The sequence below is a fragment of the Streptomyces sp. NPDC002888 genome, assembly GCF_042888465.1.
Taxonomy (GTDB): Bacteria; Actinomycetota; Actinomycetes; order Streptomycetales; family Streptomycetaceae; genus Streptomyces.
The window spans coordinates 25,454-48,604 of sequence record NZ_JBIAPU010000035.1 but is presented as its reverse complement, the minus strand read 5'-3'; the positions used below and the strand labels follow the sequence as shown (position 1 = coordinate 48,604).

General features: G+C 69.9%; 21 protein-coding genes and 2 pseudogenes. 8 read left to right on the top strand and 15 right to left on the bottom strand.

Annotation, left to right across the window (positions count from 1 at the left end):
• Nucleotides 1-7: 7 nt before the first annotated feature.
• From ACFYWX_RS40140 to ACFYWX_RS40110, 7 genes are all read right to left on the bottom strand, one after another.
• The gene (locus ACFYWX_RS40140) at nucleotides 8-1,537 is read right to left on the bottom strand and encodes an alpha-N-arabinofuranosidase (RefSeq protein ID WP_389430039.1); all 1,530 of its coding nucleotides are present in this window, start codon (nucleotides 1,535-1,537) and stop codon (nucleotides 8-10) included.
• A 72-nt stretch (nucleotides 1,538-1,609) separates the two neighbouring features.
• A complete protein-coding gene (locus ACFYWX_RS40135) occupies nucleotides 1,610-2,671 on the bottom strand; it encodes a lactonase family protein (protein WP_389430038.1) in 1,062 nt (353 codons plus the stop codon).
• 40 nt (nucleotides 2,672-2,711) lie between these two features.
• Nucleotides 2,712-3,680: a sugar kinase gene (locus ACFYWX_RS40130; protein WP_389430037.1), complete on the bottom strand. Its 969-nt coding sequence runs from the start codon at nucleotides 3,678-3,680 to the stop codon at nucleotides 2,712-2,714.
• Nucleotides 3,677-4,336 carry a bifunctional 4-hydroxy-2-oxoglutarate aldolase/2-dehydro-3-deoxy-phosphogluconate aldolase gene (locus tag ACFYWX_RS40125; RefSeq protein ID WP_389430036.1) on the bottom strand — a complete coding sequence of 220 codons (660 nt, stop codon included), beginning with the start codon at nucleotides 4,334-4,336 and terminating at the stop codon, nucleotides 3,677-3,679. Before ACFYWX_RS40125 ends, ACFYWX_RS40130 begins: the two co-directional genes overlap by 4 nt.
• Nucleotides 4,337-4,498: 162 nt before the next feature.
• Nucleotides 4,499-5,320, bottom strand: a complete 822-nt coding sequence (locus ACFYWX_RS40120; RefSeq protein WP_286247629.1) for a carbohydrate ABC transporter permease — start codon at nucleotides 5,318-5,320, stop codon at nucleotides 4,499-4,501.
• Nucleotides 5,320-6,363, bottom strand: coding sequence for a carbohydrate ABC transporter permease (locus ACFYWX_RS40115; RefSeq protein ID WP_389430034.1), 1,044 nt, complete (start codon nucleotides 6,361-6,363; stop codon nucleotides 5,320-5,322). Before ACFYWX_RS40115 ends, ACFYWX_RS40120 begins: the two co-directional genes overlap by 1 nt.
• Nucleotides 6,360-7,706 carry an extracellular solute-binding protein gene (locus ACFYWX_RS40110; RefSeq protein WP_389430033.1) on the bottom strand — a complete coding sequence of 449 codons (1,347 nt, stop codon included), beginning with the start codon at nucleotides 7,704-7,706 and terminating at the stop codon, nucleotides 6,360-6,362. The genes ACFYWX_RS40115 and ACFYWX_RS40110 overlap by 4 nt, the downstream gene beginning before the upstream one ends.
• 474 nt (nucleotides 7,707-8,180) lie before the next feature.
• Here ACFYWX_RS40110 and ACFYWX_RS40105 point away from each other — a divergent pair, with 474 nt between their 5' ends.
• From ACFYWX_RS40105 to dgoD, 3 genes are all read left to right on the top strand, one after another.
• Nucleotides 8,181-9,230 carry a LacI family DNA-binding transcriptional regulator gene (locus ACFYWX_RS40105; protein ID WP_389430032.1) on the top strand — a complete coding sequence of 350 codons (1,050 nt, stop codon included), beginning with the start codon at nucleotides 8,181-8,183 and terminating at the stop codon, nucleotides 9,228-9,230.
• The gene (locus ACFYWX_RS40100; protein ID WP_389430031.1) at nucleotides 9,227-9,994 is read left to right on the top strand and encodes an SDR family NAD(P)-dependent oxidoreductase; all 768 of its coding nucleotides are present in this window, start codon (nucleotides 9,227-9,229) and stop codon (nucleotides 9,992-9,994) included. Before ACFYWX_RS40105 ends, ACFYWX_RS40100 begins: the two co-directional genes overlap by 4 nt.
• A gap of 220 nt (nucleotides 9,995-10,214) precedes the next feature.
• Nucleotides 10,215-11,360, top strand: coding sequence for a galactonate dehydratase (gene dgoD / locus ACFYWX_RS40095; protein ID WP_286247620.1), 1,146 nt, complete (start codon nucleotides 10,215-10,217; stop codon nucleotides 11,358-11,360).
• 324 nt (nucleotides 11,361-11,684) lie between these two features.
• Here dgoD and ACFYWX_RS40090 read toward each other — a convergent pair whose 3' ends face one another.
• Nucleotides 11,685-12,401 carry a flavin reductase family protein gene (locus ACFYWX_RS40090; protein ID WP_389430029.1) on the bottom strand — a complete coding sequence of 239 codons (717 nt, stop codon included), beginning with the start codon at nucleotides 12,399-12,401 and terminating at the stop codon, nucleotides 11,685-11,687.
• A 43-nt stretch (nucleotides 12,402-12,444) separates the two neighbouring features.
• Complete coding sequence (locus tag ACFYWX_RS40085; protein WP_389430028.1) at nucleotides 12,445-13,233, bottom strand: enoyl-CoA hydratase/isomerase family protein; 789 nt, start codon at nucleotides 13,231-13,233, stop codon at nucleotides 12,445-12,447.
• Between the two features lie 668 nt (nucleotides 13,234-13,901).
• Between ACFYWX_RS40085 and ACFYWX_RS40080 the strand changes: the two genes are divergently transcribed.
• Nucleotides 13,902-14,513 (top strand): CGNR zinc finger domain-containing protein, encoded by a 612-nt coding sequence (locus ACFYWX_RS40080; protein WP_389430027.1) that lies wholly within the window; start codon nucleotides 13,902-13,904, stop codon nucleotides 14,511-14,513.
• Here ACFYWX_RS40080 and ACFYWX_RS40075 read toward each other — a convergent pair.
• Nucleotides 14,486-14,755 carry a hypothetical protein gene (locus ACFYWX_RS40075; RefSeq protein ID WP_389430026.1) on the bottom strand — a complete coding sequence of 90 codons (270 nt, stop codon included), beginning with the start codon at nucleotides 14,753-14,755 and terminating at the stop codon, nucleotides 14,486-14,488. The genes ACFYWX_RS40080 and ACFYWX_RS40075 overlap by 28 nt on opposite strands.
• Nucleotides 14,756-15,110: 355 nt before the next feature.
• On the opposite strand from ACFYWX_RS40075, the gene ACFYWX_RS40070 reads away from it, so the two are divergent.
• Together ACFYWX_RS40070 and ACFYWX_RS40065 are read left to right on the top strand one after the other, a co-directional pair.
• The gene (locus tag ACFYWX_RS40070; protein WP_389430025.1) at nucleotides 15,111-15,974 is read left to right on the top strand and encodes an alpha/beta fold hydrolase; all 864 of its coding nucleotides are present in this window, start codon (nucleotides 15,111-15,113) and stop codon (nucleotides 15,972-15,974) included.
• Nucleotides 15,975-16,626: 652 nt separating this feature from the next.
• Nucleotides 16,627-17,262: a flavin reductase family protein gene (locus ACFYWX_RS40065; RefSeq protein WP_389430024.1), complete on the top strand. Its 636-nt coding sequence runs from the start codon at nucleotides 16,627-16,629 to the stop codon at nucleotides 17,260-17,262.
• A gap of 46 nt (nucleotides 17,263-17,308) precedes the next feature.
• Here the strand turns inward: ACFYWX_RS40065 and ACFYWX_RS40060 are convergent, their stop codons facing one another.
• The 5 genes and pseudogenes from ACFYWX_RS40060 to ACFYWX_RS40040 all read right to left on the bottom strand — a co-directional run bounded on the left by ACFYWX_RS40060 (nucleotide 17,309) and on the right by ACFYWX_RS40040 (nucleotide 20,361).
• A complete protein-coding gene (locus ACFYWX_RS40060; protein WP_389430023.1) occupies nucleotides 17,309-18,082 on the bottom strand; it encodes a maleylpyruvate isomerase family mycothiol-dependent enzyme in 774 nt (257 codons plus the stop codon).
• Nucleotides 18,079-18,713, bottom strand: a pseudogene (locus ACFYWX_RS40055) (transposase). The gene ACFYWX_RS40060 and the pseudogene ACFYWX_RS40055 overlap by 4 nt, the downstream one beginning before the upstream one ends.
• On the bottom strand, nucleotides 18,662-18,931 hold the full coding sequence (locus ACFYWX_RS40050; RefSeq protein ID WP_389430126.1) for a winged helix-turn-helix domain-containing protein: 270 nt from the start codon (nucleotides 18,929-18,931) through the stop codon (nucleotides 18,662-18,664). Before ACFYWX_RS40050 ends, ACFYWX_RS40055 begins: the two are co-directional and overlap by 52 nt.
• A gap of 181 nt (nucleotides 18,932-19,112) precedes the next feature.
• Nucleotides 19,113-19,250: pseudogene (locus tag ACFYWX_RS40045) on the bottom strand (transposase); the annotation flags it as partial.
• A 493-nt stretch (nucleotides 19,251-19,743) separates the two neighbouring features.
• The gene (locus tag ACFYWX_RS40040; protein ID WP_389430021.1) at nucleotides 19,744-20,361 is read right to left on the bottom strand and encodes a TetR/AcrR family transcriptional regulator; all 618 of its coding nucleotides are present in this window, start codon (nucleotides 20,359-20,361) and stop codon (nucleotides 19,744-19,746) included.
• A gap of 159 nt (nucleotides 20,362-20,520) precedes the next feature.
• On the opposite strand from ACFYWX_RS40040, the gene ACFYWX_RS40035 reads away from it, so the two are divergent.
• A complete protein-coding gene (locus ACFYWX_RS40035; protein WP_389430020.1) occupies nucleotides 20,521-21,942 on the top strand; it encodes an aldehyde dehydrogenase family protein in 1,422 nt (473 codons plus the stop codon).
• Between the two features lie 198 nt (nucleotides 21,943-22,140).
• The gene (locus tag ACFYWX_RS40030) at nucleotides 22,141-22,950 is read left to right on the top strand and encodes an SDR family NAD(P)-dependent oxidoreductase (protein WP_389430019.1); all 810 of its coding nucleotides are present in this window, start codon (nucleotides 22,141-22,143) and stop codon (nucleotides 22,948-22,950) included.
• The last annotated feature ends 201 nt before the right edge of the window (nucleotides 22,951-23,151 follow it).

Sequence of the window (23,151 nt, the reverse complement as noted above, 5' to 3'; positions counted from 1 at the left end):
TTTCCCCTCAGTCCTGACGGGGTGTCAGGCGAATCATGTTCCAGGACAGCGGTTCGAGTTCGGCGTGCAGGACACCGTCGGTGACGCCGGTGCCGGTGGCGGTGTGCGGGGTGACTCGGTCGGGGCTGTCCGCGGTGTTGCTGGCCTCCGGGTCGGTGTCCGCCAGGACCAGGTGCTCCACGAGGATGTGGGCGTCGACGCCGCGGAGGTCGATCGACAGGGGCAGCGCCTCCGACTGGCCGCGGTTGACCGCGAAGACGGTGACGGCGCCCGTCTCGTCGTCGATCACCGCGGTGGCGTGCAGCAGCGGTACGTCACCGAAGCGGGCGGTCGGGTAGGTCGGGCTGTCCACCTCGACGCGCAGCACCCGGCCGCGTCCGTACGCCGACGCCTGGGCGAAGGGGTAGAACGTGGTCTGCCGCCACGCGGGGCCGCCCGGCTCGGTCATGATCGGCGCGATGACGTTGACGAGCTGCGCGAGGGAGGCCGCGGTGACCCGGTCGGCGTGCCGCAGCAGGGCGATGAGCAGCGAGCCGAAGACCACGGAGTCGGTCACGGTGTAGACGTCCTCCAGCAGGCGCGGCGCCTGCTGCCAGTCCTCGACCTGGTGCGGGTTGGGCCGCTTCTGGTACCAGACGTTCCACTCGTCGAAGGAGAGGTTGATGCGCTTGTCCGCCTTGAGGCGGGCGCGGACGTGGTCGCAGGTGGCGACGACCGACTCGATGAAGTGCTCCATGTCCACGGCGGACGCCAGGAAGGAGTCGCGGTCACCGTCGATCTCCTCGTAGTAGGCGTGCAGGGAGACGTAGTCCACGAGGTCGTACGTGGCCTGGAGGACGGTCGACTCCCAGGAGGCGAAGGTCGGCATGGAGGAGCTGGAGCTGCCGCAGGCGACCAGCTCCAGATCGGGGTCGACCTGTCGCATGGCGCGGGCGGTCTCGGCGGCGAGGCGGCCGTACTCCTCGGGGGTCTTGTGCCCGGTCTGCCAGGGGCCGTCCATCTCGTTACCCAGGCACCACATCCGGATGCCGTACGGCTCCTTGGCGCCGTCGGCGACGCGGCGGTCGGACAGTTCGGTGCCGCCGGGGTGGTTCGCGTACTCCAGCAGCCGTACCGCGTCCTCGACGCCTCGCGTGCCGAGGTTGACGGCCATCATGGGCTCCATGCCGGTCTTGCCGCAGAAGCCCATGAACTCGCCGAGGCCGAACTCGTTGGTCTCGGTGGACTTCCATGCCAGGTCCAGCCGGGCCGGCCGCTCCTCGTGGGGGCCCACGCTGTCCTCCCAGCGGTAGCCCGAGACGAAGTTGCCGCCGGGGTAGCGGACGGTGGTGACGCCGAGTTCGCGGACCAGCGCCAGGACGTCCTGGCGCAGGCCGTCCGCGTCGGCGGCGGGGTGGCCGGGCTCGTAGATGCCGGTGTAGACGCAGCGGCCCATGTGCTCGACGAACGATCCGTACAGGCGCGGGTTGACACTGCCGACGTCGAACGCCGAGTCGAGGGTGAAGCGGGCGGCTGGGGTGGTGCCGGGCTCGGACATGACTGCCTTTCAGACGTGACTTCAGAACGTCGCTTCGGACGTGAAGGGGAGGGGGTGAGCGGGGGAGCGCGGTCAGAGCGCCAGTGCGCAGACCACCGAGGGGGCGGGGACCGGCGGGTGGGGCTGGGTGAGAGTGCCGTCGTCCAGGACCCGCAGGGCGGCGAGCGTGCCGCTGTGCTGGTTGGCGACGAGCAGATGACCGGCCGCCAGGGTCAGTCCGCGGGGCCATGTGCCGCCCGCGGGGACCTCGCCGACCGGTTCCAGGGTGGTGCCGGTGCGTCGGAACGCGGCGACCGTGTCCGCACCCCGGTTGGTCACCCACACGAAGCGTCCGCAGGGTGAGGCGACGATTGCGCCGGGCTGGTTGACGACGTCCTCGGCTGCCGTGGCGGGTGCGGAGGAGAGTGCTGTCAGGGTGCCGTCGGTGGCGTCGTAGCGGTGGCAGGTGACGGTCGAGGACAGTTCGTCGGCGCTGAACACCAGGTCACCGCCGGGGGCGAAGGCGAGGTGGCGGGGGCCGGATCCCGCGCGCATCGCATTCACCGCGACCCGCTCCAGGGTGCCGGTGAGGGTGTCGAGCCGGTACGTGAACACCGCGTCCGCCCCCAGGTCGGTGGCCAGCAGGTAGCGGCCCGCGGGGTCGACGAGTACCTGGTGGGCGTGGCTGCCCTCCTGACGTCCGGTGACCGGGCCCGAGCCCTGGTGGATGACGAGGTCGGTTGGTTCCAGCAGGCGTCCGTCGGGTCCGAGCCGGTGCACCGCGACGGTGCCCGGGGCGGTGTCGCTGCCGTAGTTCGCGGTCAGCAGCCACTCTCCGCCCGGGTGGACGGTGAGGTGGCACGGGTTCGCCCCGCCGCAGCTCACCGGGTCGCCCAGCGGCGACAGGGTGCCGTCGCCGTCGCGGGCGATGGCACTGACGGTCCCCGCCTCGGTCTCGTTCGTGCTGTAGACGACGTCGAGCGAGGGGTGAGCGGCCAGGAAAGAGGCCCCGCTGACGGGCAGCGGCTTCACCCGGTCGTCGTACGTCGTGCGGCCGGTGGCGGGATCGAGGAGCAGCGCGGCGACGCCGGGGCCGTCCGGTGTGTAGGAGCCGGTGAGGAGGGCGATCGCGCCGGTGGAGGGGCTTGTGGGCATGGGTGGTCCTGGAAGTAGCTGTGCCGGGCGGAAGGAGGTGTCAGCGGACGATGTCGTCGTGGTGGTCGAGCAGTCCCAGTTCAGAGCGCCGGGGCAGGCCCTCCCAGTCGCCGGCGGTGCTCACCGCGAAGGCGCCGAGCAGAGCCGCCGTCCGCAACCGCCGTTCCGGAGGCTCTCCCGCGAGCAGTTCGGCGAGGTACCCGGCGGCGAACGCGTCTCCCGCGCCCACCGAGTCGTGCACACGGACCGGTATGGCGGGCTGCCGGTGAGCATGTCCGTCGAGCAGGGCGTACGCCCCCTCGGCGCCGAGCTTGATCACGGCCCCGCCGGGTCCCAGGTCGCAGATGCCCTGGGCGAGTTCTTCCGGGCCGTCGGCGCCGGGCACCACGAGAGCGGCCTCGTGCGGTCCGGCGAAGACCAGGTCGCTCCTGCGCAGCAGGGGCAGCAGGGCGCGCCGGGCCTCGGTCTCGCTCCACAGCAGCGAGCGGAAGTTGACGTCGAGGGAGATGGTCACGCCGGCGTCGACGGCGATGTCCACGGCCCGGGACACGGCCTCGGCGGGGCCCTCTCCGAGCGCCGGGGTGATGCCCGTGATGTGGAGGACCGCTGCCCCCGCGACGACGTGCTCGGGGATGTCGTCGGCGGTGAGCCGGGCGCCTGCCGTGTGGGTGCGGTAGTAGCGCGTACGGCTGTGGGTGGAGGTGCGGCGTTCCTTCAGCAGCAGGGAGGTGGGGGCGGAATCGCGCGCGGCGACGGTGGTGACCCCTTCGGCCCGTAGTTCCCGCAGGACGAGGTCGCCCAGTTCGTCGTCGCCGACCCGGCCGATCCAGGTCGCGGATCCGCCGAGCCGGCTGACCCCGACGGCGACGTTGGACTCCGCGCCGGCGATCCCCAGGCGCAGTGTCGTACCGAGCGCGAACAGCCCGGGGCCCCGGGCCGCCATGACGGCGAGTACGTCGCCGAGGGTGACGAGATAGGGCTCGCCGGCCGGGGGTGAGGAGGTGTTCACGTTCTCGCCTCTCCGGCCCGTACCGCGTCCAGCAGGGTGCGTGCCCTCGTGGTGAGGGCGTCCAGTGCCTGCGGGGTCGGGTCCCGGTCCGCCCCGCGCAGGAGCGGGGAGCCGATGCCGACCGCGCAGGCGCCCGCGTCCAGGTAGTCCCGCGCCTCGTCGATGCCGACGCCGCCGACGGCGACGAGGGGGATGTCGGGCAGGGGCGCCCGCAGTTGGCGCAGGTGGGCGGGGCCGCCCGTGCTCGCGGGGAACAGCTTGACGGCGGCGGCGCCGGCCCGCCATGCCTGGGACACCTCGGTCGGTGTCCAGGCTCCCGGGTAGCACGGGACACCCCGGTGGGCCGCGTCGCGGACGACGTCGGTGTCCACGACGGGGGCGACCAGGAACTCCGCTCCCGCCGCCAGGGCGTCTTTGGCCTGGTCGCCGGTGATCACAGTGCCCGCGCCGACCGCCACGCCGGGGCCGAGTTCCGCCCGGACGGCGGCCAGCGCGTCGAGCGCCCCGGCGGTGGTCAGAGTGATCTCCAGGCAGGTGACGCCGCCGGCGGCGAGGGCCCGGGCCACGGCGGGCAGTGCGGAGGCGTCGGCCGACCTCAGGATGGCCATGACCCGGGTCCGGCCGAGCTGCGGGGTGAGGGCGGGACGCTCGGTCATGACCCCACCGCCGTGGGGGAGATGAGGATTCCCTGGGTGTCGGTCATGCGGGTTCCTTTGCTGGCGGGGTGCGTCGGTGACGCGGATCGGAGGTGCGTCGGCAGGGCGGACCAGCCGGTGCGGCGGTGAGGGTGGCTCAGCGGGTGCGTCGGTGGGGGTGGGTCACTTGAGTCCGGAGGTGGCGGCGCCGGTGACGAAGCCTCGCTGCACGATGAGGAACAACGCCAGCACCGGGACGACGTACATCACCGCGCCCGCGGCGACCAGGTTCCCGAGCGGTGCACCGTGCGCGTTGTGGTAGCCGTAGGCGAGCTTGACCGCGAGCGTGGTGTGGGTGTCGTCCAGCAGCAGGGCGGGCGCGATGTAGTCGCCCCAGGTCCAGCTGAAGGACAGGATCAGGCTGGTGGCGATGACCGGCCAGGACTGCGGCAGGAAGATCCGCCAGAAGATGCGGATCTGCCCGCAGCCGTCCACGATCGCGGCCTCCTCCAGTTCCTTGGGCATGTTCGAGAAGAACTGCCGGAACAGGAAGATCAGGTACGGGGCTCCGCACAGGCCCCACAGCACCCACGGCACATAGGTGTTGGTGAGGTGCATCTTGGCGAACAGCAGATAGGTCGGGATGAGGGTGAGAACCTGCGGCAGCATCATCGTGGACAGCAGGACGGAGAAGATCAGCCGCTTGCCGGGCGCGTTGAGACGGGCGAAGCCGTACCCCGCCCACGCCGAGGCCAGGGTGACCAGGACGGCGTAGAGGGTGGCGATCGTCAGGGAGTTGCGGGCGTAGCCGAGGTAGTCGATCTGGGTCAGGGCGTCCCGGAAGTTGCTGAAACTGGGGTGGTGCGGCCACCAGTGGATGGGCAGCGCGCGCAGCTCCGAGGGATCCTTCAGGGCGGTGTCCAGCAGCCAGCCGAACGGGCCGAGGAAGAGGACGAGGGCGCCGACCAGCAGCATGTAGACGGCACTTCTGCGGGGGAACACCATCACTTGCCTCCGATCGTGCGCGGCCGGGACGGCTTGTCCGACTCCGGGGCGACGGAGTAGAAGACGGCGCCCTTGCTGAGCCTGAAGACGAGGAAGGTGACCGCGATGATGATCAGGAACAGCACCCAGAGCATCGCGGAGGCGTATCCGTAACGACCGTTGGCGAAGTACTGGGCGAACACGTGGATCATGAACAGGTAGTTGCCCTCGGGTACGGCCGTGACGCCCCTGGGGGTGGGGTCGAGGGAGATCAGCAGCGGCAGGAAGCTCTGCACGGCGGCGATGATGCCTGTGATGACCTGGAAGAACAGCACAGGGGAGAGCATCGGCAGGGTGATCTTGGTAAAAGACTGCCAGGTGTTCGCCCCGTCCATGCGGGCGGCCTCGTGGAGCTCTTTGGGGATTTCCTGGAGCCCCGCCAGCGAGATGATCATGGCGTTGCCGGCGCCCCACAGGGTCAGGGTGATCAGGACCCAGCGGGCGTAGGGGTCCATCAGCCAGCTGACGCCGTCGAGGTGAAGGGCGTCCAGGACGCCGTTGGCGGCGCCCGAGTCCCGGTCGAAGATGAGCTTGAAGGTGAGGGCGGCACCCACGGGCGGGACGACCGCGGGCAGGTACAGCAGGGTGCGGAACAGCCCGCGGGCCCGGATCGGCTGGTTGACCAGCACGGCGAGCAACAGCCCCGCTGCGATGGTCAGCGGCACGGTGACAGCGGTGAAGACGCCGGTACGGGCCAGGGAGGACATCGTCTCCGGGTCGCTGAGAACCTCCCGGTAGTTGTCCAGGCCGACGAAGCGGGAGTTGTTCGACAGTCCGTCGGCATTGGTCAGGCTCAGCCACAGGGCGTAGCCGAGCGGGAAGGCCGTCAGGGTGAGGAAGCCCAGCACCCAGGGTCCGGCGAACACGTAGAAGGAGAGGGCCCGGCGGGTGGTCAGCGAGCGGGCTCTGCGACCGGCGTGTCGGCCGGCGCGGGGCCCGGGCCGGGCGGCCGTCTCCCCGGAGGGAGACTGCGCGCCCGGCACGGTGATCTGATCGGTGCTCACCCCACGAGCTCCTTGCCCTGGGCGAGCTGCTCGTTCATCCGGGAGTTGAGCTGGTCGGCGACCTTGCCTGCGGACGTCCCGGACTTCACGGCACCGGGAAGCACCTTGTTGAGCACGCCCTCCAGCGCGGCCTGCTGGGCGTACGGGGTGAAGCTGAGCACCGAGAAGTGCGGCAGCTCCTGCTCCTGCACCTGGAACGCCTGCTTCTGGAAGGCGTTGGTCTGCGGCATCTTCGAGCGCAGGGAGGTCAGCGAGGGGATGCCCCATCCGCTGGCGGCCCGCTCCTGCGCGGGCTTGCCGCCGAAGTACCACTCGAAGAACTTCCAGGCGGCGTCCTTGTTCTTGGCGTCCCTCGGGATCCAGAAGCCGGTGGCGCCGAAGCAGGAACTGACGCGGGTGCCGCCGAGCTGCGGCGCTGGCGCGAAGCGCGAGACGTCGGCGAGCTTGGGGTCGGCGCCGATCAGCCCGCCGAACCAGTAGCCGTTGCAGCTCATCGCCATCCGGTTGGCCTGGTAGGTGGGGCCGTCCCAGCCGTCCGGGTTGGGGTTGACGACGCTGGGGCCTATGTCGGCCTTCGCGTAGTCCAGGTACCACTGCAGTGCCTTGCGCGCCTCCGGGGAGGAGAAGTCCACCGTGGCCAGGTCCTCGGCGAACAGGCTGCCGCCGGCGGAGGCGGTCATGCCCATGAGCTGCGGGAAGACGCCCATGCCGGTGGCGTTCAGGCCGTACACCTTGACCTTGCCCAGGCGGCGCTTGACCAGCTTCTTGCCGAGGTCGAGCCACTCGTCGCAGGAGATCGGTTCGGTGGCGCTGGGCGCGTCCAGCTTGGCGGCCTCGAACAGGTCGGTGCGGTACCAGAACATGGAGTCCTGGGAGTAGTCCTTGGCCATGCCGTAGCGCGGGCCGGCACCCTGCTTCTTGCCGTCGTAGCGCCACACGTCGTTGACCGGGTCGAGGTCGGAGGGCTTCAGCACCGAGCTCTTGGCGAAGTACGGGTCCAGGTCGGTCATCAGGCCGCGGGCGGCGAAGTACGGGGTCTCGGTCGCGCCGAAACCGCGGACGACGTCCGGCGCGTTCTTCGCGGCCAGCATGGCGTTGAGCTTGGTGGCGTCCCAGATGATGACGTCGATGTTCATCCCCAGCGCCTCTTCGGCGGCCTTGAGCGTCTTCTTGTCCCACTCGTTCTCCACCGTCATGACGGTGAGCGTCGTCTTACCGCTCCCGGATCCGCTCGCGCCGGTGCCGGCCGAGCCGGCGCAGGCGGACAGACCGGTCGCGGCGAGCGCGGTTCCGGCGGAGACGGCGAGGAAGCGCCGTCTGTCGAGAGAGGTCGTCGTCGACATGGGCATGCTGATGGGCCTTTCGTGGCGGGGCGTACGCGGCTACGGGACGTACGACGGGGTCCATTGCGGCATGAGGGGATGCCGCGACGAGCGGACGTGAGGAGCACGGCGGCCGGTGGAACACCGGCTCGGCAGCGGTGTTGCCGCCCTGGACCGAGCGCGTCCGTCTGCGTGGACGAGTGCGTGCTCCGGTCCGGCGAACCGCGGGTGCGACGGTGGTCGCGTCGGCGGTGGGCTCGGGGTGTTCGACCAGCTGACTCCATGTCAGGTTTGGCCGATAGCTAGCAGTGTGGCTATGCCCGGTTTCTAGTGCTCTGGTTAGTTCTAGTGCTTATTTCCGTCTGAGGAAACCGGTTGACTGAAACTTTCGCGAACGTTAAGTTGCGTTTCCAGAAAGTGTCAAGAGGTACTTCCAAGTCACTCCCGGCCCGCGCCAGGGGGCCAGGAGGCGACACCTACCGAAGAGGGGGGCCCGTGCCGGAACAACCCGTCCGTGCCAGGCTCGTGGATGTGGCGCACGCGGCCGGAGTCTCGAAGGCCACCGTGTCCAAGGTGCTCAACGGCCGGCAGGACCTGTCCGTGCGGCCGGAGACACGCCGACGCGTCCATGAGGCCGCCGAGGAGCTCGGCTACCGGCCCCATTCCGGGGCCCGGGCCCTGGCCGGAGCCAGCACCCACGCGCTGGCCCTGCTGATCCCCGCCCTCGCCAACCCCACGTACGTCACCATCGCCCGCGGCGCCTATCAGCGTGCCCGCGAGCTGGGCTACCTCTCCCTGCTGGCGGAGGACTTCGACGGGCAGGAGGCCGACGACTCCTTCAACGACCTGGTGCAGGAGGGCAGGGTCGACGGACTGCTCATCGCCTCGGCCCGCCCCGGCCACCCCCTGCTGGACACCCTGAACCACAGTCCGGTCCCCCACGTGTTCCTCAACCGCTCCGTGGAGGGGTCCGGCCGCAATGTCACCATGGATGTCGCCCGCTCCAGCGTGACCGCGCTCGACCACCTGTACGGCCTCGGTCACCGCAGGGTCGGCCACATCGCGGGTCCCGCAGGGATCACCCCCAGCGAGGTCCGCAAGCAGGCGTTCCGGCGCCACGCCGAGGCCCTGGTACTGGACGCGGCTCCCATCGCGTCCGGGGACTTCACCGAGGACGGCGGCGGCTCCGCCGCGCGGGAGCTGCTGCGTCCCGCCGCCGGCAGTGCGCACCCGCCGGTCACCGCGCTCTACACCAGCTCGCTCGCCCAGGCGATAGGCGCCATGGCCGCGATCAGAAACCTCGGCCTCCGGATCCCGGAGGACGTCTCGGTGGTCGGCAACGACGACCTGCCCGTGGCCGCACACCTCCATCCCCCGCTGACCACCGTCGCGATGCCCCTGTACGAGCTGGGGACCGCTGCCGTGGACGCCTTGGTCGCCACTATCGAGAACAGGCCGGTGGGAGACGTCGTCGTACCGACCGAGCCGCGGCTGGTGCTGCGCGGCTCCACGGCCAGACCCGCGGAACCAGGAGAAACGCCATGACCGTCGCCGCCGCACCGGCACGTTTCACCGGCCGGACGGCCCTGCTCACCGGGGCCGGCTCCGGCATCGGGGCGGCCACCGCCCGCCGACTGGCGGCCGAGGGGGCGTCCGTCCTCGTCACCGACGTGGACGCCGATGCCGCCCGGCGCGTGGCCGAGGTCATCCGCGCGGACGGCGGGCGGGCCCGGGACCGGCCCCTCGACGCGACCTCCCCGAGTCAGTGGGCCGCGGCCGTCGCCGAGGCCGAGTCCTGGACCGGGCGCCTCGATGTGCTCCACCTCAACGTGGGCCGCAACCTGCCCGGAGCGGCGCACGAACTCGACGACGCCGCCTGGCACGACCAACTGCGGCTCTGCCTCGACTCGGTGTTCTACGGCGTCCGGGCCGGGGTGCCCCTCCTCAGGACGGTCACCGGCGCGGTGGTGATCACCTCGTCCGTGCACGCGGCCATCGGCTTCAAGGGCTTCCCCGCCTACGCCGCGGCCAAGGGCGGGATCGACGCCCTGGTACGCCAGTTGGCCGTCGAGTACGGAGGCCGGATCAGGTTCAACTCCGTCCTGCCCGGAGCCGTGGTGACCGCCCTGTGGGCCGACACACCCGCGGAGTACAAAGCGCAGACCATCGCGCGCACGCCGGTCGGCCGGCTCGGTGCCCCCGAGGACATCGCCGCCGCCGTGGCCTACCTCGCCTCCGAGGACGCCTCCTTCGTCACCGGGCAGAACCTGCTCGTGGACGGCGGTCGCAGCATCAGCTCCCAGGAGTAGGCCCGGGGCCTCGGCTGATGGGGCCCACACCCCTGCCCCCGCCCCTGCCTGAGCCTGAGCCTCCCGAGCCTCCGCACCCCTCGCACGCGGGCTTCCCGCGAACCAACGCCCCTTTCGTCCCGGCGAGCGGACAGTTTCCTGCGCCCGCTTTCGACCACGCCCCCCAGCCCTCAGCCCAGCCATCGAGCCGTACACAGCACAGGACCCGGAGGTCCATCACATGAAGATCACTGGATACGAACTCTTTCTCGTCGAACCGCGCTGGCTGTTCCTGCGCGTCGACACCGACGAGGGAATCTCCGGCTGGGGTGAGCCCATAGTCGAGGGCAAGGCCCACACCGTCGCCCGTTGTGTCGAGGAGATGTTCGACTACCTGCTCGGCCAGGACCCCGCCCGCATCGAGGAGCACTGGCAGGTGCTCGCCAAAAGCGGCTTCTACCGCGGCGGAGTCGTCCTGAACAGCGCCCTGGCGGGAATCGACCAGGCATTGTGGGACATCGCGGGCAAGACTCACGGCGTCCCGGTCCACCAGCTCCTCGGCGGCCACGTACGCGACCGGGTCCGCGTCTACGGCTGGGTCGGTGGCGAAACCCCTGAGGAGCTGGCCGAATCGGCCGCAGAGCAGGTCGCCAAGGGCATGACGGCGGTCAAGCTGAACCCCTGCGGCCAGCTGGAGCCGCTCGCCACGCCCGCCGCGATCAACGCCATCGTGGACGGAGTGGCCGCGGTTCGCGAGGCCATCGGGCCGGAGCGCGACCTGGCGCTGGACTTCCACGGCCGGTTCAGCGGGGCGATGTCCCGTCGCGTCCTGCCCCACCTGGAGCCGCTTCTGCCGCTCTTCGTCGAAGAGCCCGTGCTTCCGGAGTTCTCCCGGGACCTCGGCGCCGTGGTGCGTTCCACCTCCATCCCCATCGCCACCGGCGAACGGCTGTACTCGCGCTGGGACTTCCGCTCGGTGCTCTCGGACGGCATCGCCGTGGCCCAGCCCGACATCAGCCACGCCGGAGGAATCTCCGAGAGCCGCCGCATCGCCGCGATGGCCGAGGCGTACGACGTCCTGGTGGCACCGCACTGCCCGCTGGGCCCCATCGCCCTCGCGGCGAGTCTGCAGCTCGACTTCGCGATCCCCAACTTCCTCATCCAGGAACAGGCACTTGGCATTGGCTACGGCGACAGCAGCGGACTGCTGGACTACCTTGCCGACACCACGCCCTTCACGTTCCGCGACGGCTATATCGACCGCCCCACCGCGCCCGGTCTCGGCATCACCATCGACGAGGACGCGGTCCGGGCCGCCGCCGAACGAGGCCACCGCTGGCGCAATCCGGTCTGGCGCAACACGGACGGCTCACTGGCCTCCTGGTAGCCCGGCAGAGGCTCCGGCCGGATGTCGCATCGCGCGCCTCCGGCCCCTGGCCCACGCCCGGCAGGTGCCGGGAGCCGTGGTCGAGGGACGTGGGGGCCGACCTGTGCGGTTGGCCTCGGCGGCCCACAGCCCACCTGGTAGCACAGGCTTGCCATCCGGCACTGGGACGTCTTCCGATTCGGCGCCGACCGGCTGTGGGGTGACGTTGTTCCATCCGCGATGTGCGATGCGCGATGCCCGGTGATGATGTCTGGCGAAGCCGGACGGGACTCCGATCGATCGGCGAGCCGGTCCCCGCCGACAGGGTCACCTCTACCCTTACTGTCAGTCGACGGAGGTGGTGGAGCCGGACGGCGACCAGTCGGGCGTGTCGATCGGCGAGTAGTGCGCGTCCTTCTGGTCCAGGCGTTCCATCCGGCGTCCGGAGTGCTCTTGGAGCACCGCAGGGTCGAGCGGTGGCACGAACGCGTTGTTCACCAGGGTGTATTCGGCGGCGAGTCGTCCCACCGGAGCGATGGCACCGAAGTCGATCCGGCCGCCCACATAGAGGTCGTCCCTGATGTAGAAGCGCACCACATTGCCCCAGACGGCGTTGCTGAGTCCGTCGGGTGCCGAGAAGATGTGCTCGACGGTGCACTCGAACGCGATGGGCGCTCCCTTGATGCGGGGCGGGCGGACGGCCTCGGACGGCTCCTTCTCCAGCCCGACCGCATCGAACTCGTCGACGTCGGGCTCGAACTCGAAGGCGCTGCGGTTCAATCCCTCGATCTGCGGCAGGGTGGCCATGTTGGTCACGAACTCGCCGGTGTCCCGGATGTTGACGAAGCTGTCCTTGAGCGTGGCGCCGTCCGAGCGCGGCTGAAACGACAGCGAGATCCGGGGCGGCTTGCGCCCGACGACCGTGAAGAAGGAGATGGGGGCCAGATTGCCCACACCCTCGGTGGACATGGTGCTCACCCAGGCGATGGGGCGGGGAATGACACTGCCGATGAGCAGCTTGTAGGCGGACTTCGCGTCCAGGTCCGCGGAATCGATGATCATGTGGTGTCCTCTGGCTGGCGGCGGGTGAGGGGGAGTGGGGGGATCAGCGGCCCTTGAAGGGGAGGACGGGCCGGGGGCGGCCCTCTTTGAGGGCCTTGGCGGCGGAGGCCAGGCCGTCCTTGACGTCCTCGGTCTCGAAGAGAGGGACGGCGAGGTCGAACAGGTGCTGGTCGGCGGCCGGGATGCCGCCTGTGGCCCAGGCGCGCAGCAACGCCTTGTGCACGACGTGCGCCCGGGTGGGGCCCTGGGCGATCTTCCGGGCGAAGGCCTCGGCTTCGGTGCGCAGTTCGTCGTCGGGGACGACGCGGTTGATGACCCCGGCGTCGGCCATCGTCGATGCGGGTACCTGCTCGGAGGTCAGTGCCCATTCGAAGGCGCGGGCCCGGCCGGCCCGTTCGGCCACGCGGTGGATGCCGCCGAGGAGGGTGACGATGCCGAGGGACTGCTCGGGATGGCCGAAGCGGGCGCTCTCGGCGGCGAGGATGATGTCGGCGCGCAGCGCGAGTTCGAACCCGCCGCCGAAGCACAGTCCCTGGACTGCGGCCACGACCGGGAGGGGAAGCTGTTCGAACCGGTTGATCGCGGCCATGGCCAGGTCGAAGTCGGCTCGCAGGCCGGTGCGGTCGGCGTCGACCCAGGGGCGGAAGTCGCCACCGTAACTGAAGTCGGGTCCCTCGGCCCGCAGCACGACGGCGCGGGCCGGGCTGCGCGTGATGGCGTCGACGGAGTCGCTGAGCTCCTGGGTGAACTCGGGCGCGAAGCGGTTCTGTGGGGGGTTGTCGAGGACGATCGTGGCGACATCGCCATCGATGGAGTGGGTGAGAACGGGCATGGCATTTCCTTGGCTCGGGACAGTGCGGGCGGGCTCGCGGCCCATCGGGTGAGGCGGTCGCAAAAACCAGGTGGGGGCGGATTGCGCGGCGGTGGGGAACTGCGTGCTGTACGGGGCGAAGCGGCCTTGGCCGATGAGCGTCAGCCGCCCGGGTTCCAGGGCTTGCTTGTAGGACGCCGGCGCGAGGCCGGCAGGGTGAGGTCGTCGGCGGCGACGGTCGTCAGCAGGGGCCGGTGTGCGCGGGGCGGGTCGGGTCCGGGCTGTCAGCGATACGAGGCCAGGAACGCGTCGAGGTGTGCGGCGAGCGCGCCGGGCGGCCCTGGGCGTGGCCAGTGACCTCCTGTGTCGACGACGGCAGTGCGGGCGTCGGGGAGGCGTGGCGGTACGACGGCGCCGACATGCTCCGCGGTGATGAGTGGGTCATCAGCACCGCGACGTCGGTGCCGCCACCGTTCTTGCGCTCCGGAGCACAAGGAGCGTCTTGGGGCCTGTGGGGGCTGACGAGCTCATGAGCGACACCCTTCGTGCGGCTGCGTTGCCGATTCAACTGAAATGACTGTAAGCCCATAGCTCATTTCCATTCAAGGTGGCAGGGGTGCCGTACCCTGAGGCAGTGGCCACATGACCACGGTCATGTCGGCGGAACGACGAGTGAAGGGGGCAGGGCCATGGCGTGGTCCGCGTCCACGCGGTACGAGGTTGATCCCGCACCGCTCGGGCTGGCGCTGGTGCACGACCTGCTCAACACCATCTCCGCCGGCCGGCCCCGGGCGGCCGATCTTCTGGACGACCTCGCCGAGGCGCAGGCATGGGTCGATCAGGCTCTGGACTGCTGGGCCCGGGAGGCGGCGCAGGCTGCAGCGCAGGTGCACCTCACCGAGAATGATCTCGAGGAACTGCGCGGCCTGCGTGCCGAGCTGAGGCGGCTTCTCGCCTCGCCGGACGGCGACGGCCCACGCGGCGACGACGCTGACGTGGCGCCCGCCGTTCATGTCGCGGCGGCGGCCTTGCGGATGGACCGCAACGGACGGGTCGTCCTTCAGCCGCGCGGACAGGGCTGGCGGTATGTGGCAGCCTTGGTGCTCCTTGAGATGTTCCAGGCCCAGCAGGCGGACACCTGGCGCCGCCTCAAGATCTGCCGCAACGCCCGTTGCACGACGGCCTTCTTCGACCGCTCCCGCAACAACAGCGGTGTGTGGCACTCCACCAGGACCTGCGGCAACCCGGAGAATCTGCGAGCCCACCGGGCGCGTCAGCGCGTGCGGAGCGTCGGGTCGTAGCAGCCGTCCGGGCCGAGGACGTCGAGCAGCTGCCGCCCGGCGTGTTCGGAGAGCAGGAGGCTTTCGTTGAGGAGGCGATGGTGGATGGCCGCCGCCTCGATACGGCCCTGTTGGTCGCGGACGAGAACGGTCACGCCCTTCAGCTGCAGCCCGCCGAGGGCTGGCGCCGTCCACTCCCGGTAGGTACGGCGGCCGCTGGTCGCCTGATGGGTGAACTGCAGGAACTCGTAGGTGTTGCTCATCACCGTCATCACGCGGGCGACCCGTTCTTGGCCCTCGACCGGACGGGTGAGCAGTGTCGCCTCCAGGACGACGTCCAGGGCGAAGGCCTGAACGAAGGCCGCGTGGGACTGCGTGTCGAACGCCCTCGTCCAGTCCGGTCCACCTGAGGGACGCCGACTGCCGTGTTGCCTGCTGGCTGTGACATGGGAGGCCTCATTCTGGAATGACTGTAATCTTTTTGATCATTTCAATATTCCCTCACCTCGTTGGGTCAGAGGTGAGGGCGTGCCGAAGAGTACATGCACTTGAGTGAAATAATTGAAAGACTTACGGTCATTGCGTCCATCGTGGCTTCTCGCCGTCAGGAGGCCTCGCATGACGACAACCTCCGGTGCCGACCGGACCGTACAGGCCCTCGGGCGCCGGGAGGGGCTCCGGGTGACGGTGTGGCGCGGCACTGCGTGTGGCACCAGCGATCGGGTCTTTCGGCTGTGGGTGGCACGGCGCTCGTCGGTCGGCGCAGTCGTGTCCGCCGCGCATCTGGCCAGCGGAAAGATCATTCCGCATCTCTGGCACGTGGGCTCTGCCCTCGCCGGGAGTGGAGGGCATGTTCGGCACCGGCCGTCGGGCGCGAGTAGGCGCAGTGCGCGTCGCACGGGTGCCGCATCTGGCCGTTCTTTCGGCTGGAGCAGAACACAGAACTCAACTACTCGGTCCGGGCTTGCAGGACCGCGACGCCGCGAAGGCGGCTTGGAGGTCGAACGCATGACACAGGTGACCCGGCGACCGTCATTTGCCGAGGGCTCCCCGACCGGTAGGTCCCAGGCGGCTGACCGTGTCCGTCATCGGACGGTTCTGGCAGGCGGGCTGGAGGTTCCGATCCTTGAGGCCGGCAGCGGGCCACTCGTTGTGTGCCTCCACGGTTTTCCCGACCATGCCGCCAGCTGGGCAGGGCTTCTCGGCCGCCTTGCACAGGAAGGGTACTGGGCGGTAGCGCCCGCACAGCGCGGATACTGGCCCGGTGGCGCGGCGCCCGACGGCTCCTATCGCGCGTCCTCGACCGGCCAGGATGTCCTCGCCCTGATCGAAGCGCTCGGGCGCGAGGAGGCGGATCTCGACCTCGGTGCCCGGGCGGCGTACGCGGCAGCGAACCTCGACGCGACGCGCGTCCGCAAGCTTGTCGGCATGGCAGAAGTGCGACAGATCCTCCACGCACTCGAAACATGCGCCGATCACTAATCGTGATCGCTTTACGGAAGTCGTGCCAGAACTCGTCATCGGGGTAAGGCAGAGGCCGTTCAGCTGTTGCGGATCTCGACTGGTCGGCACGCTCATGGACGACATGGAGGAGGAACTGCCCTCACTGGCGGCATCGGGTCCGGGAGGCTGTCGACTGCGGGTACACGTCCTGATAATGGATCCTGTGCCGTACCGCGCCAGACTCGGAGGTGCCAAGCAACTCGGCACTGGGCGCAGGAGTGGGAGCGACAGTCCGGCCAGGACAGTCCGCAGCCGGTCCACGTCGAGCCGGCCGTGGTTCAGACCGCCGTACATCGCTCCGTGCCCACGACGGTGCTCGGGCAGCAGCGGTCGGAGCACAGGATCAGACGGAGGTCGCACCCACGTCCGGCGAATCCCCAGGTGAGCGACCCAGTTCGAGGCGTCGTTCGAGGCTGGAAAGAAAGAACAAGCTGAGAGGATTCGGTCATGGTGCGAGCGTCCCCTTCGACGCGTTCGTGAGCTCGCTGTGCGGGAACCGGTGGGACGCATACACGTACCGGATCGCCGTTCTGCGCGAGCCGCAGGGCCGCGGCGGCTCCGCCTATGTGCACGACACACGAGCCCGGGCGATCGGGTCGGCGTCAGTGGGCCGCGTAACCACTTCCCGCTGGTGCCGTCGGAGAAGTACCTGTTCATCGCAGGTGGCATCGGCATCACCCCGCTGCCGCTGATCTACCGGGCCGAACTGCTCGGCGCCGACTCACAGTTGCTGTACTGCAGACGGACCCGGGCGTCCATAGCCTTCCACGAAAAGCTGTCGGCCGCCGATGGCGAGCGGGTGCACATCGTCCCGCAGGACGAGTGCGGACTGCTCGACCTCGCCGCCCGGCTCGGCACCCCGCGCACGGACACCAAGGTCTACTGCTGCGGTCCCGCCCCGCTCCTCGCCGCCCTGGAAGCCGCCTGTGCCGTCTGGCCGCCGTACGCGCTGCGCACCGAGCGTTCTACCGCCGCCGAACAGGCCGCACCGGTACGGGACACCGTCTTCGAGGTCGACCTGCGGCGCACGGGACGCACGGTCACGGTCACCCTGGGCGTCTCGGTGCTGGAGGCGGTACGCAGGGCCGGGGCGGAGGTGCTCGCCTCCTGCGAGCAGGGTACGTGCGGCAGGTGCCTCACCCCGGCCCTGGAAGGCCGTCCCGATCACCGCGACTCGCGCCTCGCCGATCACCAGAGGGCCGCGAAAGACTGCATGTTCCTGTGCGTGTCCCGCTCCTGCGGCGACCGCCTGGCCCTCGACCTCTGAGGACCCTGAGACCTCTGCGGCTGTCCGGTGGCAATCTGCTCGCTCTCTATGGCGCTGTGAAGAGCGTCGGGAAGCGCAGGCCCAGCCACGGTTTGCGGCCCCAGACGACGACCTTGGCGCGGGCCATGACGGTGGGGGCGGTCCAGCGGCCCAGGGCGAGGAGGAGGAAGGCGACGGGGTCGATGGCTATCGTGCAATCGGGGCGCCTGGGCGGGGTGTCGGTGACCGTGGGCACGCCGTCCGCGAAGGTGACGGCGAAGCGGTCGCGGCCGATCCGCAACAGATAGCACGCATGGTGGCCGGCCGCGCCGGGGTTCACTACACGCGGCATGGCCAGTCGTATGAAGGGCAGCGTGAACGCGACCACTTCTCGGTCGACCATGTGCGGCCCGCGCAGCGCGACCGCGATGTCGTATCCGTGCCCGAGCAGGTGCGTGAGCAGGTACGAGCCCAGGGTGGCCCTATCCATCGGCCCCATCGGCGTCAGCACCGCCTCCCGCGGACTGCAACCGGCCGCGGCCGCAACGAAGGCCCGGGCCCTGTCCGCGATCTCCGCGCCGAGGACCGCCGGATCCCGCTGCGGGAAGACAGCCAGAGCCGCACGGTTGGCCGCCGCGAGACCGCTCGGCGTCCCATCGCCGTAGGGACGGTCCTCGCCCGCCCCGATGTCCGCCATCAGCTTGCCTGCTAGCGCGAGGTGCGCCGCCGCCTCCCCCACCGTCCACTCCGCGCCAGGCAACGGCGTCCGCGGGTCGGCTCCCGCCTCCAGCAGCACCGCGATCCGGTCGGCAGTGGCGACAATGGCTTCCTCGGGTGTCATGAGCACGATCGTGTACGCAGTCGGACGTCCTGTCCAGCGCCCTGTCGGTCCCGCTCCCCGCCTGTACCTGAAGAACCACTACTGACCTTTGCGGATTGTCTTCGGGCGTCTGAGGCAAGGGTCGGACCAGTTTCGGTGAGGCAGCCGTCGATGAGTTCGGGATGGCGCTGGATGTGGGCGAGGCCTCGGCGGATGGTACGGGCGAGGTGGTCGGGATCGCTGAATGCGGTGTTGGCCATCCACCCGCGCCGTAACAGGGACCAGACACCTTCCACCGGGTTCAAGTCCGGGCTGCAGGACTGAAGTTGGACGATGGTGGGTCAGTCGTGGTCGGCTGCGTACCTCCTCAGGCCGGCGGCACGATGGGTGTTCAAATCGTCCCGGACGACAACGATCGGGGCGCCGAGCTGCAGGTGCGCGCGGACCAGGAGGTTGCGGTAGTCCTGCCAGGCGAAACTCTTGCGTGCTCCTTTGAGGGGCGAGTGGAAGCGGGGCCGGTAGATCAGCCGAACCTGTCGCCGGGCCGGTAGCAGCACGCCGCGGCGATGGAGATCCGCCGCCGGGAGCGTCCCCGCACTCTCACCACGGGAGTCTGCCCGCGCCGGCCCCAGGTGGGGGCGGGCGGCGCCATCGCGAATCCGGCCTCGTCCTCCAGGACGATCCAGGCCACGAACGCCGCCGCGGTCCTTCCACCTGCGGCCACACGTCCTGCTTCCAGAGCTCGACCGCATGCTCGTCGCGTTCCAGCGCCCGTCGGGCAGGGCTCTGCCACGACCAGCCCTGGCGGTGCAGGAGCCGCCACACTCCCGCGATCGGGCAGCTGATCCGGAACTGGCGGCCGATCAGCATGGCGACGTGTTCCAGCGTCCACCGCTGATCTTCCCAGCCATGCGCGGCCCGGCTCTTTGGCCGGCTCCTTCTCCAGCAGAGCGAACCGCTCGTCCGACAGCTTCGGCAGATTCGCGGGTCCCTTCGACTTCAGACCCTCCACTCCGCCCTCACGCCGGTTGCGGCGCCATTGCTCCACCGAACGCTCGCTCACCCGAAGGTCCTTGGCGATATCCGAGGTCCTGTCACCCCGTGCGAACCTCCGCCCGGCCTCCAGCCGGATCGCCTCACGCGCAGCCCGCCGCTCAGCAGTCAGGCCCCCACCCTCCGCGAACCGCATAACACCGGCATACCGCGGGGATCACCCAACGTCACCACCCGAACGCAACCCGAAAAGGTCAGTAGAGGCACGTGGATGCCATAAGACGATCCCCTTCTGGTCACCGGCGCCGGGGGCGAAGTCGGTTCTGTGGATCGGCGGGTTCACCGACGTCACCGGGCGGCTGCCGGGGGATCCATGTCGACGAGGAGAAGGCGGCCAAGGGCCTATACGCCACCACTGGCCCCCGGCTGCCTCGTCCTTCCTTGTGCCCGTGCTGCTCTGCGAGGCCACACGGGTGGAGGCCTTGAGTGTCGATTTCGGCAGGGACAAGGTCCGTCACCCCGCCCGACGCCCGCCGCTCCCAGGCGCGCGGCGCAGTAGGGCACCGATCTCAAAGGTGGTCCCGGGCCGTCTTCTGCGTCACCGTCCGCCTGGTTCCTGGCGGCATGGTTCCTCGAAAGGCGGCCCCGATGAACCTGCCCTTCTTGGACGCGTTCGGGGGCCGCTTCGCTCAGACGTGCCCTTGGTGCCCGACGGCGCGCAGGAGGAAGGGCAGGAGGCGGTCGGCGGTCTCCGCCGCGGTTGCCGCGTCCACCTGGTCCGGCGGCAGGGGGGTGAGGAAGAACCTGCTGACCATGGGGCCGATGACCAGGTCGCCGAGCAGGTCGGCGTGGTCTACCGGCGGGATCTCGCCTCGTTCCGCCGCACGTTGCGTGATCTCCTCCATGCGCCGGCGCATGGGCAGCACGAACACGTTCGTGAGGGCCTCGGCCAGCGGGGTGTTGTGCGGGGCCTCGCCGATCAAGGTCTGCAACACCCCTCCTTCTCTCCCTGTCAGGGAAGCCGCTTTGTCCCGGAGCAGGGCGCGGAGGTCACCTTCGAGTGTGCCGGTGTCGGTTTGCGTCGTGAGTTCCTGGGCGTAGGCGGCGGCGGCGTCGACGACCATGACCTCCTTGGAGGGCCAGCGGCGGTAGAGGGTGGCGGTGGACACTCCGGCGCGGGCCGCGACGGCGGCGGTGGTGAGTGCGCGGTAACCGCTCTCGGTAAGAACGGCCATGGTCGCCTCCAGCAGCGCACGGTCGCGGGAGGCATCGCGGGGGCGCCCCCGGCGTGCCTGTGCCCCGGTCATCGGGCGGCTCCCGAAGAGGTCCGGCGGGACGTGTGGGCGGCGGAGCGCGCTGGATGGTCGGGTTGCCGTAGGGAACGTTGAGTAAGGGTGGCATAGGTCACACGACCAGTATACAAGCAAACGAAACGAAAGACTTTCGTTTCGTATATGCTTCTGGCTATGGACACCAACGCACCCATCGGCGGTCAGCCGGACATCGCCGCTGCGGCGGCCCCTGCGGCGGAGACGGTCGCGCGACTGCGTGCCACGTTCGACACCGGCCGTACCAAGTCCGTCGCCTGGCGCAAGCAGCAGCTGCAGGCGTTGAGACGTCTGCTGACGGAGCATGAGGACGTGTTCGCGCAGGCGCTGCACACCGACCTCGGCAAGAGCGCGACCGAGTCGCACATGATGGAGATCGGCTTCCTCGTCAGGGAGATCGACCACACCCTGCGTCATCTCGACCGGTGGCTGCGTCCGAGCAGGGTCTCCGTGCCCCTGTCGCTGATGCCGTCCCGGGCCTGGACCGTGCGTGAGCCGCTGGGCGTCGTGCTGGTCATCGCCCCCTGGAACTACCCGGTCAATCTGGCGCTGGCGCCGGTCATCGGTGCCCTGGCCGCCGGCAACAGCGTGGTCCTCAAGCCCAGCGAGGTCGCCCCCGCGACCTCGGCCGTGCTCGCCCACTGGCTGCCCCGGGTCCTGGACCCGCAGGCCGTGGCCGTCGTCGAGGGAGGCGTGGAGGAGACGACCGACCTGCTGGCACAGCGCTTCGACCACATCTTCTACACCGGCAACGGCACGGTCGGGCGCATCGTCATGACCGCCGCGGCCCGCCATCTCACCCCGGTCACCCTGGAGCTGGGCGGCAAGAGCCCCGCCGTCGTCGAACCCGGCGCCGACCTCGCGACCGCTGCCCGCCGCATCGCCCTGGGCAAGTTCATGAACGCGGGCCAGACCTGCGTCGCACCCGACTACGTGCTCGCGATAGGCGAGGCGGGCGCCGAGATCGAGGCGCACCTGGTCGAGGCGATCCGCGAGATGTACGGCGCCGATCCGGCCCGCAGTAACGACTACGGCCGCATCATCAACGAGCGCCACTTCGACCGGCTGGCCGGCCTGCTGAAGGACGGCCGGACCGTCGTGGGCGGCGACCATGACCGCGACGCCCGCTACATCGGCCCGACCGTGCTGGCCGACGTGGACCCCGACTCCGCGGTGATGCGCGACGAGATCTTCGGTCCCATCCTGCCCATCGTCCGGGTCCCCGACCTGGACGCCGCGATCGCCTTCATCACCGGGCGGGACAAGCCGCTGGCCCTGTACGCCTTCACCGCGTCCAAGCGTTCCAAGCGGCGCCTGACCGCGGAGACGTCCTCGGGCGGCCTGGTCTTCGGCCTCTCGAACCTCCAGCTCGGCGCGACCGACCTGCCCTTCGGCGGTGTCGGCGAGAGCGGCATGGGCCGCTACCACGGCTCGTACTCCCTGGACACCTTCAGTCACATCAAGTCCGTCCTCGACAAGCCACTCAAGCCGGACACGCTGGGCGTGGCCACCCCGCCCTACACCCGCGGCAAGGACCGCATCCTGCGACGCATCACGTGAGCCGGATCGGCGAGGAGTATCAGGGCGCGGTCGGCGTGATCACCGCCCTGCAGCCAGGGATGACGACCTCAAGTGTGACGACCATCGCCCAGGGGGCTCCGGGCCCGCCTCGGCACCGGATGACGGTTGCCGACCGTCGCAAGGATGGAAAGGAGAAGGGGAAGAGGTACCCGCAAGGGCACCGCGTCCCCGACCGCCATGACCAAGATCGACTACCGCACCCAGACCACATTGATCACCGGCGCGAGTGCCGGCCTCGGCGCGGAGTTCGCCCGCCGGCTTGCCGAGCGCGGCTCGAACCTCGTGCTGGTCGCCCGCCGCGCTGACCGCCTGGAGGCACTGGCCGACGAACTGTCCGCCAAGTACCAGATCACCGCCACGGTAGTGCCTTTCGGCCTCACCGCGCCGACCGCGGGCGAAGCGCTGGCCAAGGAGGTGGCCCGGCGCGGGATCACCGTCACCAGCCTCGTCAACAACGCCGGTTTCGGCACCCATGCCCCCTTCCGCCAGGAGGACCCGGAGCGCGTCCAGCAGGAGATCGGCCTGAACGTGGCGAGCCTGGTCGACGTCACCAGGGCGTTCATCGACCAGCTGACCGGTGTCCTGGTGAACGTCGCCAGCTCACTCGGGTACCAGCCGTGGCCGAACGCCGCCGTCTACGGGGCGAGCAAGGCCTTCGTGCTGAGTTTCACCGAGGCGCTGTGGCAGGAATCCCGAGGGACCGGGCTGCGTGTGCTCGCTCTCTCCCCGGGCCCGACCCGCACCGAGTTCTTCGACGCGCTCGGCTCCGATGACATGGCCCGCGGGGTCCGGATGCAGACCCCGCGCCAAGTGGTCACCACCGCACTGCGCGCGCTGGACCGGCGCAACCCGCCGCCCAGCGTCGTCTCCGGCACATTCAACTGGCTGAGCACCCTCGTCTCCCGCTTCACCACCCGCCGAGGCACCGTGCTGGCCTTCGGCGCGATGACCCAGTGGCAGATGCGCTCGAGTCGGCCCGGCCACTGACACTCTCCAGACCACCGTCAAACGCAGTGACGCCGCCCCCGACGACGAACTCCGGGCGGCGCTGGACATCATCGACCGCCATTCCCGGCACGCCGTGCTGGTGACCGTGGAAGGCCCCGGCTTCTGCTTCGCCGGCGAGACCTCGACCTGACCACAGGCGACGCCGACCGCTCTTCACACGAGCACCAGCCCGCGCGAACA

What these genes read in the sequence shown, in the direction of transcription:
- ACFYWX_RS40140 (WP_389430039.1), bottom strand. Translation starts at nt 1,537, where the DNA reads ATGTCCGAGCCCGGCACCACCCCAGCCGCCCGCTTCACCCTCGACTCG.
- ACFYWX_RS40135 (WP_389430038.1), bottom strand. Translation starts at nt 2,671, where the DNA reads ATGCCCACAAGCCCCTCCACCGGCGCGATCGCCCTCCTCACCGGCTCC.
- ACFYWX_RS40125 (WP_389430036.1), bottom strand. Translation starts at nt 4,336, where the DNA reads ATGACCGAGCGTCCCGCCCTCACCCCGCAGCTCGGCCGGACCCGGGTC.
- ACFYWX_RS40120 (WP_286247629.1), bottom strand. Translation starts at nt 5,320, where the DNA reads ATGGTGTTCCCCCGCAGAAGTGCCGTCTACATGCTGCTGGTCGGCGCC.
- ACFYWX_RS40110 (WP_389430033.1), bottom strand. Translation starts at nt 7,706, where the DNA reads ATGTCGACGACGACCTCTCTCGACAGACGGCGCTTCCTCGCCGTCTCC.
- ACFYWX_RS40100 (WP_389430031.1), top strand. Translation starts at nt 9,227, where the DNA reads ATGACCGTCGCCGCCGCACCGGCACGTTTCACCGGCCGGACGGCCCTG.
- dgoD (WP_286247620.1), top strand. Translation starts at nt 10,215, where the DNA reads ATGAAGATCACTGGATACGAACTCTTTCTCGTCGAACCGCGCTGGCTG.
- ACFYWX_RS40090 (WP_389430029.1), bottom strand. Translation starts at nt 12,401, where the DNA reads ATGATCATCGATTCCGCGGACCTGGACGCGAAGTCCGCCTACAAGCTG.
- ACFYWX_RS40085 (WP_389430028.1), bottom strand. Translation starts at nt 13,233, where the DNA reads ATGCCCGTTCTCACCCACTCCATCGATGGCGATGTCGCCACGATCGTC.
- ACFYWX_RS40080 (WP_389430027.1), top strand. Translation starts at nt 13,902, where the DNA reads ATGGCGTGGTCCGCGTCCACGCGGTACGAGGTTGATCCCGCACCGCTC.
- ACFYWX_RS40075 (WP_389430026.1), bottom strand. Translation starts at nt 14,755, where the DNA reads ATGAGCAACACCTACGAGTTCCTGCAGTTCACCCATCAGGCGACCAGC.
- ACFYWX_RS40070 (WP_389430025.1), top strand. Translation starts at nt 15,111, where the DNA reads ATGACGACAACCTCCGGTGCCGACCGGACCGTACAGGCCCTCGGGCGC.
- ACFYWX_RS40060 (WP_389430023.1), bottom strand. Translation starts at nt 18,082, where the DNA reads ATGACACCCGAGGAAGCCATTGTCGCCACTGCCGACCGGATCGCGGTG.
- ACFYWX_RS40050 (WP_389430126.1), bottom strand. Translation starts at nt 18,931, where the DNA reads ATGCTGATCGGCCGCCAGTTCCGGATCAGCTGCCCGATCGCGGGAGTG.
- ACFYWX_RS40040 (WP_389430021.1), bottom strand. Translation starts at nt 20,361, where the DNA reads ATGACCGGGGCACAGGCACGCCGGGGGCGCCCCCGCGATGCCTCCCGC.
- ACFYWX_RS40035 (WP_389430020.1), top strand. Translation starts at nt 20,521, where the DNA reads ATGGACACCAACGCACCCATCGGCGGTCAGCCGGACATCGCCGCTGCG.
- ACFYWX_RS40030 (WP_389430019.1), top strand. Translation starts at nt 22,141, where the DNA reads ATGACCAAGATCGACTACCGCACCCAGACCACATTGATCACCGGCGCG.